Origin of the sequence: Pararhodobacter zhoushanensis, from assembly GCF_025949695.1 — a bacterium.
GTDB classification, from domain to species: Bacteria; Pseudomonadota; Alphaproteobacteria; order Rhodobacterales; family Rhodobacteraceae; genus Pararhodobacter; species Pararhodobacter zhoushanensis_A.
The window spans coordinates 1,236,916-1,252,158 of sequence record NZ_JAPDFL010000001.1 but is presented as its reverse complement, the minus strand read 5'-3'; the positions used below and the strand labels follow the sequence as shown (position 1 = coordinate 1,252,158).

General features: G+C 67.1%; 10 protein-coding genes and 1 pseudogene. All 11 read right to left on the bottom strand.

All coding sequences use genetic code 11. The annotated features are described in order from the left end of the window. Positions 1 to 6: 6 nt before the first annotated feature. Complete coding sequence (gene cysG / locus OKW52_RS06120; RefSeq protein WP_264504930.1) at positions 7 to 1,398, bottom strand: siroheme synthase CysG; 1,392 nt, start codon at positions 1,396 to 1,398, stop codon at positions 7 to 9. Between the two features lie 14 nt (positions 1,399 to 1,412). After that, the gene (locus OKW52_RS06115; RefSeq protein WP_264504929.1) at positions 1,413 to 2,390 is read right to left on the bottom strand and encodes a glycosyl transferase family protein; all 978 of its coding nucleotides are present in this window, start codon (positions 2,388 to 2,390) and stop codon (positions 1,413 to 1,415) included. Next, positions 2,387 to 5,032, bottom strand: a complete 2,646-nt coding sequence (locus tag OKW52_RS06110; RefSeq protein ID WP_264504928.1) for a nitrate reductase — start codon at positions 5,030 to 5,032, stop codon at positions 2,387 to 2,389. Before OKW52_RS06110 ends, OKW52_RS06115 begins: the two co-directional genes overlap by 4 nt. A gap of 3 nt (positions 5,033 to 5,035) precedes the next feature. Beyond that, positions 5,036 to 5,374, bottom strand: a complete 339-nt coding sequence (nirD, locus tag OKW52_RS06105; protein WP_264504927.1) for a nitrite reductase small subunit NirD — start codon at positions 5,372 to 5,374, stop codon at positions 5,036 to 5,038. 23 nt (positions 5,375 to 5,397) lie between these two features. Continuing rightward, a pseudogene (gene nirB, locus OKW52_RS06100) lies at positions 5,398 to 7,826 on the bottom strand (nitrite reductase large subunit NirB). A gap of 9 nt (positions 7,827 to 7,835) precedes the next feature. Next, entirely contained in the window at positions 7,836 to 8,771 is a 936-nt protein-coding gene (locus OKW52_RS06095; protein ID WP_264504926.1) for a GAF domain-containing protein, read from the bottom strand. Then, on the bottom strand, positions 8,768 to 10,474 hold the full coding sequence (locus tag OKW52_RS06090) for an ABC transporter ATP-binding protein (RefSeq protein WP_264504925.1): 1,707 nt from the start codon (positions 10,472 to 10,474) through the stop codon (positions 8,768 to 8,770). Before OKW52_RS06090 ends, OKW52_RS06095 begins: the two co-directional genes overlap by 4 nt. Positions 10,475 to 10,479: 5 nt before the next feature. Further along, positions 10,480 to 11,556: an ABC transporter permease gene (locus OKW52_RS06085; RefSeq protein WP_264504924.1), complete on the bottom strand. Its 1,077-nt coding sequence runs from the start codon at positions 11,554 to 11,556 to the stop codon at positions 10,480 to 10,482. A gap of 93 nt (positions 11,557 to 11,649) precedes the next feature. Continuing rightward, positions 11,650 to 13,005, bottom strand: a complete 1,356-nt coding sequence (locus OKW52_RS06080; protein ID WP_264504923.1) for a CmpA/NrtA family ABC transporter substrate-binding protein — start codon at positions 13,003 to 13,005, stop codon at positions 11,650 to 11,652. Positions 13,006 to 13,287: 282 nt separating this feature from the next. Beyond that, complete coding sequence (locus OKW52_RS06075) at positions 13,288 to 14,460, bottom strand: ABC transporter substrate-binding protein (RefSeq protein ID WP_264504922.1); 1,173 nt, start codon at positions 14,458 to 14,460, stop codon at positions 13,288 to 13,290. After that, entirely contained in the window at positions 14,457 to 15,041 is a 585-nt protein-coding gene (locus tag OKW52_RS06070) for an ANTAR domain-containing response regulator (protein ID WP_264504921.1), read from the bottom strand. Before OKW52_RS06070 ends, OKW52_RS06075 begins: the two co-directional genes overlap by 4 nt. Positions 15,042 to 15,243 lie beyond the last annotated feature (202 nt).

Here is a 15,243-nt window from a genome sequence, read left to right as displayed (position 1 = left end):
GGGGCGTCAGGCGCTGACGACCTGCAAGTGCGGCGTCTGCGGCACCGCCACCGCGTCCTTGGCAAAGCGCACAAAGATGATCGCCGGATTGGCCAACCCGGCCAGCGCGCGGTCCATATCGCCCAAGATGCAGCGACACTGCACTTCTTGCGCGCTCGAGGCACTGGCGACGGCCTCCACCTCGGTCGTCTCGGGCCAGCCAGCGGCCAGCAGGTCGGCGCGGATGCGCGGCAGCTGCCGCACCGCCATGTACAGCGCCAGCGTCGCGCCGGGCCGGGCCATCGCGGCGATGTCGGGCGCGGCGACACCGTCGCGCGCCGTCGCCGTGGCAAGGATCAGGTGATCCGTCGCGCCCCGCTCGGTCATCGCGCGGCCAAGGCTGGCCGCCGCCGCGCTGGCAGCGGTAACGCCGGGGATGATCTCGACCGGGATGCCTGCTGCGTGGGCGGCGCGCAGCTCCTCTTCGGCGCGGCCAAAGAGCGAGGGGTCACCGGATTTCAGCCGCACCACGCGCTGACCCTGCCGGGCGGCGGCGATGATCACCGCGTCAATCCGCTCTTGCGGCCATTCATGCGCGCCCAGCGTCTTGCCCACGTAAATCCGCTGCGCATCGCGGCGGGCGAGTTCCATCACCGCAGGGTCCACCAGCCGGTCGTAGAAGATCACATCCGCCTGCTGCAACCGCTGCACCGCGCGCAGGGTGAGCAGGTCGCGCGCGCCCGGCCCCGCGCCGACCAGCGCGATATGGCCCTGCCCCGTTTCACCGGGCGCCTGCCCCCGTGCAATGGCATCCTTGAGCATCCGCGCCGCTTCGCGCTCGCCGCCGCGCGCATGGGCGGCGCGCACTGGCCCCGCGAACACCCAGTCCCACAACGCCCGCCGCTGCGCCTGCGGCACTGCCCCGGCCACCGTGCTGCGCATCCGACCAGCCAGCGCGGCCAGCCCGCCCAGATTGGGCTCCAGCAACTGCTCGATCTGCGTCTTGATCTGGCGGCCCAGCACCGGGGCGTTGCCCTCGGTGCCGATGGCCACCACGACCGGATCTCGGTCCACGATCGAGGGCGTCACCGCGTCGCACAGATCGGGCCGGTCCACCACGTTGACCAGACAGCCCGCCGCCTTGGCCATTGCGTGCAGCGCCGTGTCGCGCGCGGCGTCCCCCGTGGCGATGAACACCAGCGCCGCCCCGGCGAAGGCCTCAACCGTCGCCTCGCGCACCTGCTCGGCGCGGCCCGAGGCGACCAGCCCCGCCAGCTCGGGCTCCAGATCATATGCCACCAGCCGCAACCGTGCCTCGGTCTTCAGCATCAGCCGCGCCTTTTGCGCCGCCTGTTCACCGCCCCCGGCGATCACCACACAGCGTCCAGCCATTTGCAGGAACATGGGGAAGGTCTTCATGGCGCTCTCCGATTTCAGCCCAGCGGGCGGGTGGTCCACAAATGCTGCGCGGCGTCCTGCGCCTGCGCGATGGTGTCCGCCGCGCCCAGCGTCAGCAGGGCGACGGCGGCAGTGCCGGTGACGATAGCCTCGGCGTAGGCATCGCGCGCGCGGCCCTGCCAGAGCGCCGCCAGTGCGTCCGGTTCGGTCAGTTCCGGCCCGTCGGCCAGCCGCCCGGTCGCGTCGATCAGCGCGGGCGCGGTGTCTTCAAACGGCACGCCGCGGCGCAGGCCCATCAGCGCGATGGCCTTGGACGGCGCGCGCTCGAACTCGCCGCCCGCGCCCTTGAGCACCATCTGGTTCGGCTGCGCCAACAGCGCCGAAGCATCGCTCTGCAACCCGCGATAGGGCGGATGAAACACCCCCTGCACGCTGGCCGCTGCCCTCCCCGGATTGAACAGCCGCAGCGCGGTGTTCATCGGCGAGCGCAACCCCAGCACATCGCGCAATCGCAACACGCGCAGCGCCTCGGGCGAGGCCGCTTCCAGCGGCAGATAGGCGATGCCGTCGCGCGCCAGCAGGCTCCCGGCCCCCGCCGTGGATTGCGCCGCGGCGATCCCCATTCCGGCCAGCGCCCCGCGCACGCGGTCCGCGCCATCCGCCGTGTTCCAGCCGTGCAGCAGTACCGGATACCCCGCCTGCGCCACCAGCTTTGCCGCCAGCAGGAACCACGGCAACCCGCGCGACCGCCCGGCGGCATAGCTGGGCCAGTCGAGCGCAGGCGCAGGCCCTTGCCACGGCGAGGCCTGCGCCCGGATCGCCTGCACGAATCCGGCGATCTCTTCGGCATTCTCGCCGCGAAAGCGCATCAGCATCAGCACCGCGCCGACCGCCTCGGGCGCGGCCTCGCCCGACAGGATCAGCGCCATCGCCGCGCGCGCCTCGTCCTGCGTCATGTTGCGCGAGCGTCCGGGGCCACGGCCCAAAATCTGAACAAAGGGAGCAAGGCTCATTCGGCAGCCATCCTTGGGGTTGCTGCCTGCAACAGCGCACGCAGCTCTGGCTTGCACGATCCACAGTTGGTGCCCGCCCGCAAGGCCTGGCCGATCGCCTCGACGCTGGTCAGGTGCTGGTCGCTGATCGCCGCGCGAAGGGTGTTCACGCCGATGTCGAAACAGGCACAGAGCGTCGCACCGGGGTCAGGCCGGTCGGCGCCGGGTTGTCCGGCCAGCACGGCGATGCCCTGCGCCTGACCCAGCAACCCCAACAGATGCTGACGCGAGACCGCGACCGGCTGGGGTGCGATGAACAGCGCCGCGATCAGGCGGCCCTGTTCCAGAAACGCCTGCCGATGCACCCCGCGCGCCGGGTCCGAGACGACGACCGGCTCGGCGCTGTCCGGCAGCGCAAAGAGCACGCGGGCCTGTGCCACCCAATCAGTCACCGGCGCATCATAGCCCAGCTCAACCCGCCAGCCGTCCTTCGCGCGGGCCTTGGCCCAATAGGCGGCGTCCGGCTGTGGCTCAGCCACCGACAGCCCGAACCCGTAAGACAGTGCCTTGAACGGTTCCGCCTGGCAGATCGCTGCCTTGCTTTCGGGCTGGCCCGAGACCGGATCAGTCACCCCCGCCACCAGCGCATCAATGCGCCCGGCGCTGGCCGTCTCGCCGGTCCAGTGCATCGGCGCGAACACCTGCCCCGGCTGCACCTTGTCGCTGACCAGCACGCGCAGGATCGCCTGACCGACGGGGCTTCGCACCCGTGCCAGCGTCGCCGGCTCCAGCCCCAGAGCCTGCGCATCCTGCGGATGAATTTCCAGATACGGCTCGGCCATATGCGCATTCAGGCGCGACGCTTTGGCGGTCCGGGTCATCGTGTGCCACTGATCGCGCACCCGGCCAGTGTTCAGGACCAGCGGGAAGTCCGCAGAAGGCACGGCGGCCGGCGCGCGGCTGGTCAGCGGCAGCATCCGGCCCTTGCCCGAGGGGGTAAAGAACCGCCCGTCGCCAAAGAACCGCCCGCCCGACCGCGTGCCGTTCAACGGCCAACGGAAAGGCTCCAGCGCGTCATAATCGGCGTCCGAGCAGTCCGCGAGGCCCGAGATGTCAAAGTCGAGCCCGAGCCCGCCCGCGACCCCGCTCAGCGCGGCGTATTCGCGGAAGATCTCGGCGGGCGCGGCATAGTCAAACGCCTGCGCATGGCCCATGCGCTGCCCGACCTCGGCCAGCATCGCCCAGTCAGCGCGGGCCTGACCCGGCGCGGGCAGGAACGCGCGCTGGCGGCTGATGCAGCGCTCGGAATTGGTGACGGTGCCGTCCTTTTCGCCCCAGCCCGTCGCCGGCAGCAGCACATGCGCCAGCCGCGCAGTGTCGGTGCGGCCAGTCACGTCGCTGACCACGACAAAATCGCAACCCGCCAGTGCCGCGCGCACCGCGTCGGCGTCGGGCAGGGTGACAACGGGGTTGGTGTGGAGGATCCAGATCGCCTTGATCCGCCCGTCACCCACCGCCTTGAACATCTCGACCGCCTTCAGACCCGGCTGACCGGCGATGACCGGCGCGTTCCAGAAGGTTTGCACGGCGGCGCGGTGCTGGGCGTTTTCGATGTCGAGATGGCAGGCCAGCATGTTGGCCAGCCCGCCCACCTCGCGCCCGCCCATCGCATTGGGCTGGCCGGTGATGCTGAATGGACCCATGCCGGGATGACCGATGCGCCCCGTCGCCAGATGGCAGTTGAGGATCGCGTTAACCTTGTCAGTGCCGCTGCTGGATTGGTTAACGCCCTGCGAATACAGCGTCACCACCGTGTCGCTGCGTATCCAGAGGGCGCAGAATTGCGCGATCTCGGCAGCCGTCAGCCCACTGGCCGTGACGTCATCGGCGCGCGCGGCGCGCAGGGCCTCGGGGAAGCCGTCAACATGCTCGGCGATGAAATCGGCATCCATCGCGCCCTGATCAGCAATCGCCACCAGCAGTGCATTGAACAGCGCCACATCGCCGCCGGGGCGGATCGACAGGTGGAGGTCGGCCAGATCCGAGGTCGCAGTGCGGCGCGGATCGACGGTGATGACCGTCATGTCCGGCCGCGCGGCCTTGGCGGCGGCGAGGCGCTGATACAGCACCGGATGGCACCACGCGAGGTTCGAGCCGACCAGCACGACGGTATCGGCCAGCTCGAAATCGTCATAGAGACCGGGCACGGTATCGGTGCCAAAGGCGCGCCGGTGACCGGCCACCGACGAGGCCATGCAGAGCCGCGAGTTCGTGTCGATATTGCCCGAGCCGATGAAGCCCTTCATCAGCTTGTTGGCGACATAGTAATCCTCGGTGAGCAACTGGCCCGAGACATAGAACGCCACCGCATCCGGCCCGTGTGTGTCGATCACTGCGCGAAAACGGTCCGCCACCGTTTGCAACGCCGTGTCCCAGTCCGTGTCCTGACCTCCGATGCGAGGGGCCAGCAGCCGGTCGTCCAGCGCCAGGGTTTCGCCCAGCGCCGACCCCTTTGAGCACAGCCGCCCCGCGTTGGCCGGATGGTCCTTGTCACCGGTGATGCGGACAGCCCCCTGCCCGTCGGGCCGGGCGATCACCCCACAACCGACCCCGCAATAGGGGCAGGTGGTGCGGATTGCGGCGGGGCTGTCCGGGCGGGCCATGGGTCAGGCGGCCTCGGACCGGGCCTGCAGGCGCGCGGCGTCCAGCAGCACGCGACCGCCCTCGACGCGCGCCGGATAAGTGGCGACGCGGCCCGTGTCGGCGCCCTGCGCCTCGCCGGTGGTAAAGTCGAAGACCCAGTTGTGCAGCGGGCAGGTCACCGCATGCCCGTGCACGATACCATCCGCCAGCGGCCCGCCCTTGTGCGGGCAGCGGTTGTCCAGCGCGTAGACCTCATCCGCGCCCGTGCGGAACACGGCAACGCAGCCCAGCGGCGTCGTGACCTTGCGCGCGCCGCGCGGCGGGATGGCGTCGAGGGGGCCGATGTCGATCCAGTCGGTCATGGGTTTCTCCTGCGGCAAAGGGGTCATTCGGCGGCAAGGCCGGACAGGTCGACGGGTTTGTACAGCTCGGCGCGCTCGCGGACGTGCTCGGCCCAGGGGTCTTTCTGGTAAACCGATTGCGAAACCGCGAAGGCGTCGATGAGGCGCTGGCGTTCCGCCAGATCGTCCACGACCCGTTCTTTCACCCAGTCCAGCCCCACCTTGGCGACCCATTTATAGGGCCGGTCCAGATATTTCGCGTTTTCCCGATAAAGCTGGACAAAGGCGATGGTCAGCGCGATGGCCTCGTCCTCGGTGTCGACCTGCGCCAGACGTTCGGTCTCTTTCAGATCCATCCCTGCGGCCCCTGCGACACCGATCTGAAAGCCGCTGTCGACGCAGATGATGCCGACATCCTTGCAGGTCGCCTCGGCGCAGTTGCGCGGACAGCCCGAGACCGCCAGCTTGACCTTATGCGGCGTCCACGACCCCCAGAGCGCCTTTTCCAGCTTGATGCCCAGCCCGGTCGAATCCTGCGTGCCGAACCGGCAATGATCCGTCCCCACACAGGTTTTCACCGTCCTGAGGCCCTTGGAATAGGCATGCCCCGAGACCATTCCGGCGGCGTTCAGATCGGCCCAGATCGCGGGCAGATCCTCGGATTTCACGCCCAGCAGGTCGATGCGCTGGCCGCCCGTCACCTTGACCGTCGGCACGGCGAATTTGTCGGCGGCATCGGCAATCGCGCGCAGCTCAGCGGCCGTGGTGATCCCGCCCCACATGCGCGGCATCACGCTGAACGTACCATCCTTCTGGATATTGGCGTGCTTGCGCTCGTTGATGAAACGGCTTTGCAGATCGTCGCGATACTCCAGCGGCCAGTCGGCCAGCAGGTAGAAGTTCAGCGCCGGGCGGCAGACGTGGCAGCCATCCGGCGTCTTCCACGCCCCGGCCTGCCAGACGGCGGGCATGGATTTGAGCGCCTCCGACTTGATCAGACGGCGCAGGTCCTCATGCGTCAGCTCGGTGCAGCCACAGACCGGCTGCACGGCCTTGCGCGTGAACCCGGCACCCAGCGTCGAGGCCAGAACCTGCTCGACCAGCCCGGTGCAGGTGCCGCAGGATGCGCTGGCCTTGGTCTGCGCCTTGACGGCAGCCAGATCGCTGGCCCCGCCGTTGATCGCGGCGACGATGGTGCCCTTGCAGACGCCGTTGCAACCACAGATCTCCGCCTCAGGCAGTAAGGCTGCAACGGCCGCCATAGGGTCCACCGGGGCACCCCCTGAAACGCCGGGCCAAAGATCAGCGTGTCGCGCAGGGTGCTGATGTCTGTGCCGTCGCGGATCTGGCCGAAGAACCAGTTGGCGTCGGCGGTATCGCCATACATCACCGCGCCGATGATCGCGTCGTCCTCGATCACCAGCCGCTTGTAGACCCCGCGCCCGGGGTCGCGGAACACGATGTCTTCGCGGTTGGGGCCTTCGGCGAAATCCCCGGCGCTGAACAGATCGCAGCCGGTGACCTTGAGCTTGGTGGACAGCTCCTTGGGCACAAACACCGCCTCGGCCCCCAGCAGCGTCTGCGCCAAGACTTTGGCCTGATCATAGAGCGGCGCGACGAGACCAAACAATTGCCCATTGAAGTCAACGCATTCGCCAACCGCAAAGATATCCGGATCCGAGGTCCGCATCTGCGCATCGATGGCGATACCGCGTGCCACCTCAAGCCCGGCATCCGTGGCAAGCCGGGTTTCGGGGCGGATGCCCACGGCCATCACCACCAGATCGGCGGGCAAGGTCGTGCCATCCTCGAGCAGAACGGCCGCGACCCGGTCGTCGCCCAGAATCGCGGTGGTCGAGGCCTTGGTCATCACCGTGATGCCCCGGTGCTCCAGATCGCGGCGCAACAGGAAGCCTGCGGCCTCGTCCAGCTGGCGCTCCATCAGATGCCCGCTGAGGTGCAGCACGGTCACCTCCATCCCGCGCAGGCGCAGGCCCGCGGCGGCCTCAAGCCCCAAAAGACCGCCGCCGATCACCACCGCGCTGCCGCCCTTGCCCGAGGCCTCGATCATCGCGTTGGTATCGTCGAGATCGCGGTAGGTGATCACGCCGGGCAACGCATGCCCCGGCACCGGGATGATGAACGGGGCCGAGCCGGTGGCGATCACCAGTTGATCATAAGGCACCTCGCCCTGCGCGCCGACCACCACCTTGCGCGCGCGGTCGATGCGGGTGACCGCCTCGCCAAAGCGACAGGTCACCGCGTTGGCCGCGTACCACGCCGCGTCATGGGTGACGATCTCGGCATAGCTTTTCTCGCCCGACAACACCGGCGACAGCATGATGCGGTTGTAGTTGCCGCGCGGCTCGGCGTTGAACAGCGTCACCGCATAGGCACCGGGCGCGGTGTCGAACAGCTCTTCCAGCATCCGGCCCGAGGCCATGCCAGCACCGATAACGACCAGTTTTTTCATGTTCAGCCCTCAGCAATACCAGGCGATGACGAACGCCAGTTCGCCAGCCTGATGGATGGGAAGCGCAACCATCGAGTCGTAACCCGCGGTCTGCGCCGGATTGCCCGCCAGAACCAACGGCAGACCGTTGCCCAGGACGGTGCCGATGGGGCCCTCCCACGCGGCAGCACGGCGGGGGTTGTCGGCGTCCCACAGCCTGCCGTCGCGCGCGCAAGTGCCGTCGACCAGCAGCGCCGCACCGGTCTTGCCGACCCTTGCGCTGCGCGCGTCCCAGATTTCGAACCGGCGGGCCAGCGGGGTGCCGCGCGCCGAGAGCAGCGTCAGCACATAGGTCTTGCTGCCGGGCACCGGGACCGGCAGGCCCAGCCCGGTGGTCAGCCCCGCCTTGCCGGCGCTTTCGGCGCGCACAAAGCGGTAACCCGAGCCCAGATCGCGCATCAGCATCGGCGTGCGCGCGGCCCAGACGCCGCCGGGCAGGCCCTGCCCGATGGGGAACTGCGTGTGCTGGCTGACCCCTTCGAACTGTTTGGCGGCACCGAAATAGCCGTCTTCCAGCATCAGAAAGCCGTCAGTCTCGGCCCAGACCTCGATCGCGCCGATCCGCTCGGCATCACCGGCGCAGAGCACCACCAGCACCGCTTTCAGCGCGGCCCCGGCAAAGACCGGGATGGCGACGGCGGCGGTCAGGCCGGCCTCTTTCGCCGCCTCGGCCCGCTTGAAATACGAGCCGTCGAAGGCTTTCAGCACCACCGGCCGCGCTTCGGCCCAGGCTTTGCCGGGCAGTCCTTCGCCCTTGGCAAAACTCTCGCCGGCTGAGGTTTCGGCAAAGCCGTCGAGCGCGCCATAACTGCCCTGCGCATGGACCAGACGGTCCTCTTGCGGCACCCAGACTTCGGCGACCTCGATAAAGGTCCGCGCCTGCGGGTCGAGCGTCACATCCATCATGCGGCCTCTTGCGGCTTGGCGGCCGCGTGCGCCGCCGGTTTTTCATGCGGACGCGCGCCGCCTTCGTAGTCTTCAAGGAAGCTCAGCACCTGCTCGCGGTAGAGGTAGTAATCCGCGTGTTCCAGCAGCGCCTTGCGGGTGCGCGGGCGGGGCAGATCGACGCTCATCACCTTGCCGATGGTCGCCTGCGGACCGTTGGTCATCATCACCACGCGGTCGGCCAGCATGATCGCTTCATCGATATCATGCGTGACGCAGATGGCGGTGACCTTGGTGCGCGACCAGACCTCCATCAGCACCTCTTGCAGTTCCCACCGCGTCAGGCTGTCGAGCATGCCAAAGGGTTCATCCAGCAACAGCAGCTTGGGGCTGAGCGCGAAGGCGCGGGCGATGCCGACGCGTTGGCGCATGCCGTTCGACATCTCGCTGGCGGCGCGGTCCATGCTGTCGCCCAGACCCACGCGCTCAAGATAGTATTCCACCACCTCCTGCCGCTCGGCGGTGCTGGCGCGGCGATAGACCCGGTCGACACCGACCGCGACGTTTTCCTTGGCGGTCAGCCACGGGAACAGGCTGGGCGACTGAAACACCACGGCGCGCTCGGGGTCGGCCCCTTCAACCGTGCGGTTGTCCAGCGTGATCACGCCCTTCGAGATCGCGTTCAGCCCCGCCGCCATGGTCAGCACGGTGGATTTCCCGCAGCCGGAATGGCCGATCAGGCTGATGAACTCGCCCTTGTTGACCTTGAGGTTGAAATCTTCGACCACGGTCAGCGGGCCTTTGGCGGTCGGGTAGACCTTGTGCAGGTTCCAGAACTCCAGATAGCGGTCGGTGAGCGGCGAGGCGGCAGCATCGGCCACCAACTGCGGCACGTCCCCGGCGATGCCGTGGATCGGCGTCACGTTCGGCAGGATGCGCGAACCCTCGATCTTGCTCTCGATGCCGACGTCCATCAGATAGGTGGTGATCTGCGCGCGCAGGCGTTTGAAACCGGCGTCGTGGTTCATCGCGCCCCGGTCACGCGGGCGCGGCAGGGTGACGGCAAATTCGGTGCCCAGTGTGCCATCGGGGTTCAGCGGGATGATGCGGTCGGCCAGCAGAATGGCCTCGTCCACATCGTTGGTGATCAGCACGCAGGTTTTCTTGTCTTGGTCCCAGATCCGCTCGATCTCATCCGCCAGCTTGGCGCGGGTCAGCGCGTCCAGCGCCGAGAGCGGCTCGTCCAGCAGCAGGATTTCGGGATTCAGCGCCAAAGCGCGGGCCACGGCGACGCGCTGGCGCATGCCGCCCGACAGCTCGGCCGGACGGCGTTCCATCGCGTGACCAAGGCCCACCATCTCGACGTAATGCGCGACCTTTTCGGCCCGCTCGGCCTTGCGCAGCTTTGGGTTCACCGCATCCACCGCCAGCGCCACGTTGCCGCGCACGGTCAGCCAGGGCATCAGCGAATAGCTTTGAAACACCAGCCCGCGTTCCGGCCCCGGCCCTTCGACCGGCTTGCCCTTGAACAGCACCTCGCCGCGATCAGGCAGGATCAGCCCGGCCATCAGGTTCATCAACGTCGATTTGCCGGTACCCGAAAAGCCCAGGATCGCCACGAATTCACCATCCGCGATGGCCAGATCAATGCCAGGCAGAACTTCCGAGCGGTGGATACCCTCACCGAAACCCTTGGATACATTGCGCAATTCAAGAATGTTCATGGCCATCACCGGTTGTTCGAGAACGTGAACATCGACTGGATCGCGAACATCAGCCGGTCGAGCAGAAAGCCGATGATGCCGATGGTAAAGACCGCGACCATGATCTTGGCCAGCGACACCGACGAGCCGTTCTGAAACTCGTCCCAAACGAATTTGCCCAGACCCGGGTTCTGCGCCAGCATCTCGGCGGCGATCAGCACCATCCAGCCCACGCCCAGCGACAGACGCAGTCCGGTAAAGATCAGCGGCAGGGACGACGGCAGGACCAGCTTGGTGATCTTGGTCCAGGTGCTCATCTTGAGCACCTTGGAGACATTCACCAGATCCTTGTCGATCGACGCCACGCCCAGCGCGGTGTTGATGATCGTCGGCCAGAGCGAGCACAGCGTCACGGTGATCGCGGAAATCAGGAAGCTTTTGGAAAACCAGCCGTCATCGGCGGTGTAGAGCGCCGACACAAGGATCGACACAATGGGCAACCACGCCAGCGGCGAGACGGGTTTGAAGATCTGGATCAGCGGGTTCATCGCCGCATTGGCGGTCGGCGACAGCCCGGCGGCGATGCCCATCGGCACGGCGATCACGGTGCCCAGCACGAAGCCGAAGAACACGGTTTTGATCGAGGTCCAGATCTGCTGATAATAGGTCGGCGCGCCGGTAAACGTCCGGTAGCGCGGCGCGTCGCCATTGGCGATGCGGGTGGCGTTGCGCTCGTCCTGCCGGGCATAGAACTCGGCGCTGTCTTCCATCGTGCGCATATGGTCGGCGTGCAGGTTCTCGACCTGCTCCCAGACCTGCATCGGTCCGGGAATCGCGCCCAGCGAGGTTTGCACGCGCGGCGCCAGCGCGGACCAGAGCATCAGGAAGATCGCGATGGCCAGCAGGGGAACACCCAGCAGGCGCCAGACCTCTTTCATCTGACCGCGCGGGTTGTCCCCGGCGGCGGCGCGCAGGATCGGCGTGATCCAGGCCAGACCAAAGACTTTCAACCCGCTGTCGATCTTGTTGATGCGGGTAAAGAGCCGGGCGCGACGGGCGTCGCGGGCAGCGTCGGCGGCGAATTGCGGATCTATCGTCGTCATCGGAGGGCCTTTCGATCAGGGCCGGGGGCAGGCACGGGATTTTCGAGGGGTGTCGAAGGGCGCAGGTCGGGCGCGCCCTTCAAGGCCGGGGGTTCAGCCCTGAACCGCACCGTCAACGAGCTGCTGTTCGCCGGTCAGACCGATGGAAAAGCTGTCGATATAGGCGTTGGGGGTCCGGCCGTCATAGGGCACTGCGTCGATCAGCGTGTTGACCGGTTCGCGGAACCCGTCGGTATCCCAGGGGAAGTCGGCGGCATTGGCCAGACCCTCATCCACGAGGCTGCGCGCAGCGTCCAGATAGATGTCGGGGCGGTACACGCTGGCGGCGACGTCGGTGTACCACTGATCCGGGTGCGCTTCGGCGATCTGGCCCCAACGGCGCATCTGGGTCAGATACCAGATGGCGTCGGAATAATAGGGATAGGTCGCGTTATAGCGGAAGAACACATTGAAATCAGGCACATCGCGGACATCGCCCGGGGCGTATTCAAATGTGCCCGTCATCGACGCGGCGATCACCGCCGCGTCCGCACCGACATAGGTCGGACGGCTGAGGATCTCGACCGCCTCCATCCGGTTGGCGTTGTCGTCGGCATCCAGCCAGATCGCGGCGCGGATCAGGGCGCGGACGATGGCGCGCGTGGTGTTGGGGTAGTCCTCGACGAAATCGGCGCGCAGGCCAAAGACCTTCTCGGGGTTGTTCGGCCAGATCTCGTAATCGGTGATCACCGGCACGCCGATACCGCGCTGCACGGCGGCCTGATTCCACGGCTCACCGACGCAATAGCCGCTGATCGTGCCGGCCTCCAGCGTGGCGGGCATCTGCGGCGGCGGGGTCACCGACAGGAACACATCCGCACCGATCTGGCCCGAGCTATCCTCAGGGCTATAGAGCCCCGGGTTCAGACCGCCAGCGGCCAGCCAGTAGCGCAGCTCGTAATTGTGGGTCGAGACGGGATAGACCATGCCCATGTCAAACCGGCGTCCCTGATCGCGAAAGGCCTCGACCACCGGCACCAGCGCCGAGGCGCTGATCGGGTGCTGGGGCAGACCGTTTTCCATCAGCGGCAGGCTGGGCAGCATCATCTCCCAGACCTCGTTCGACACGGTGATGCCGTTGCCGTTCAGATCCATCGAGAAAGGCGTGACGATATGCGCCTCGGTGCCGTAGCCGATGGTCGCGGCCAGCGGCTGACCGGCCAGCATATGCGCGCCCTGCAGGGTGCCCGAGATCACGCCATCCAGCAAAACCCGCCAGTTGGCCTGCGCTTCCAGCGTGACATACAGGCCCTCATCCTCGAAATATCCGCGCTCATAGGCGATGGCGAGGGGGGCCATGTCGGTCAGCTTGATGAAGCCAAAGGTCAGCTCGTCGATCTCAAGATCCTGGGCACAGGCCGTGCCGGTCAGGGCCGTGGTGGCGATGAGGGCGGCAAAAAGACGGTTCATGGAGTCGTGTCCTTTCCTGGCATCCGGAAGCGGGGCTCGGATACGGAATGAGAGCGAGAAAAAGAAAAACAGCCGCTGACAGACCTTGCGGGAGGGGCAAGGGTGTCGAGCGGCTGTGCTCAGGGTCCCAATCAATGGGAAGAGGTTCTTTCGGAGACGTCTTTGCCTCCACTCTTAAACGTTTCCTCAGGCGGGCATGATTCGCAATCCGTGTTTTGCTGCGCTCACACCAATATCGCTGCGACGCAGAAAAGCCCGGTGCCGCTGCCCGAAATTTGGGCGTCAGGGCTGACCGGGATCAAAGATGCGGCCATCGAAGAACAGATCCTTCATCAGATGCACGCTGCCCTCGACCGCCGCCTGTGTCACCGGGGCGGCAATCGCGCCCTCCAGCTTTTCCGACGCGCCGGGCAGATCGGCCCCCAGCGGGCGCACCGCGCGGCGGTAAAGATCCGAGCGATAAACCCCGCGCCCGGCATGCATGGCCGATTGCGGGTTCAGACCCGCGCGCAGCGCCAGCTGCCGCGCGATCCACGCTGCCTGACTGCGCCACGGGAAGGTGGCGAGGCCGTCGTGGAACACCTGAAACTGCGGCACCATGCGCTGCTCTCCGCGCGGCGAGAGGACAAGGCGGCCCTCAAAGCTGCGGTCGATGACCTCGGCGGGGACATCCAGATAATGACGGCGCGACAGGATCTCGGATGCGGTGATGCGGCTGTCGGGTCGGCTCAACCATTGCCCCGCCCGCCAGACGGCGCGGATCAGCCGGTCGGTCAGATGCGGCTCGGTCTCGGCCCAGTCCTCGCGCACAGCCAGCACCTTCTCCGGCGAGAACGCCCAGATCGCCGAACCGGGCAGCAGCAGCGCCCCGAACCCCTGCTCGACCGCGATGGACCCCCAGGGCTCGCCGACACAAAACGCGTCGATCTCACCGGCGGCCAGAGCTTGCGCCATCAGCGGCGGCGGGATGGTGCGCACATCCAGCCGCGCGCGCGGCATGCCCAGCGCGGTCAGCCAGTACATCAGCAGCTCGACCTGCATCGAAAACGGGAAAGGCACACCGATGCGCAACGTGTCGGTGACGACGCGGCTGAGCGCCGCGCCCGCCGCCGTCGCATCGGCGAAGTCGAACGCAAAGCCGGTGGCGCGCAGCTTGTCGGCCAGCGCCGTGCTGACGCAGATGACATCGCCATTGACCGACAGCACCGACACCGCCGCCAACCGCGTCGTCACGCCACCGAGGCCCAGCGCCATGGCCACCGGCACCGGCGAGAGCAGATGCGCCGCGTCGACCCGCCCGAAGGCCAGCATATCGCGCACCGATGACCATGACGGCGCGCGGATCAGGTCCAGCGTCAGGCCTTCGGCCTCGGCAAAGCCCATCTCTTGCGCCACGATCAGCGGCGCCGCATCGACCAGCGGGATATAGGCGGCAGACAGCGTGACGGTCTTCATCCCAACAGCCTCGCCGCCGTGACCAGCGCCTCGGCCACCTCGACCACCTTCTTGCCCTGATCCATCGCCGCCTTGCGCAACAGCGCATAGGCCTGCTCTTCGCTCAGGTTGCGCGCCTTCATCAACATGCCTTTGGCGCGGTCGATGACCTTGCGTTCCTCCAGCGCCTTGCGGGTCTCGGCCAGCTCTGTGCGCATCCGGCGGAACACCTGAAACCGGGCGATGGCGGTATCGAGCACGGGTTTGATCCGGTCCGGCAGCAGCCCGTCCACCACATAGGCCGACACCCCCGCCTCGATCGCCGCCGCCGCCAGCCCCCCGGCCTGCCCGCCGACGAACATCGCCACCGGGCGTTCCAGCGGGCCTGAGGCCAGCGTCAGTTCTTCCAGCGTATCGCGCGACGGGTTGTCGATGTCGATCAGCACAATATCGGGCGCACGCGCGGCAATCTGGCGGGCCAGCCCGCGCTCATCGGCGATGACAAAGATGTCGTAATCATCGGTGACCTTGAGCGCGTCCACGATCTGAATCGCGCGGTCGCGGTCTTTTTCAACAACAACGATCGACAGACGGTCGGACATGATCATCCAGGCGCCGCGAGTTTGGGCGTTCTGCCTGTTGGCATATCGCTGCGGCGCGGCAATGACAAAAGGCGGTGGCAGATTGGGGGGGGCGTTTTGCCAGTTGCACAAAGATTGCCCTCAAGAACCGTCCTGCGGTCACTTTGCGCGCAATCCAACGTCCCGCTTGCCAGCGCCCCTGCCCTGCTGGCATCTAGAGGCA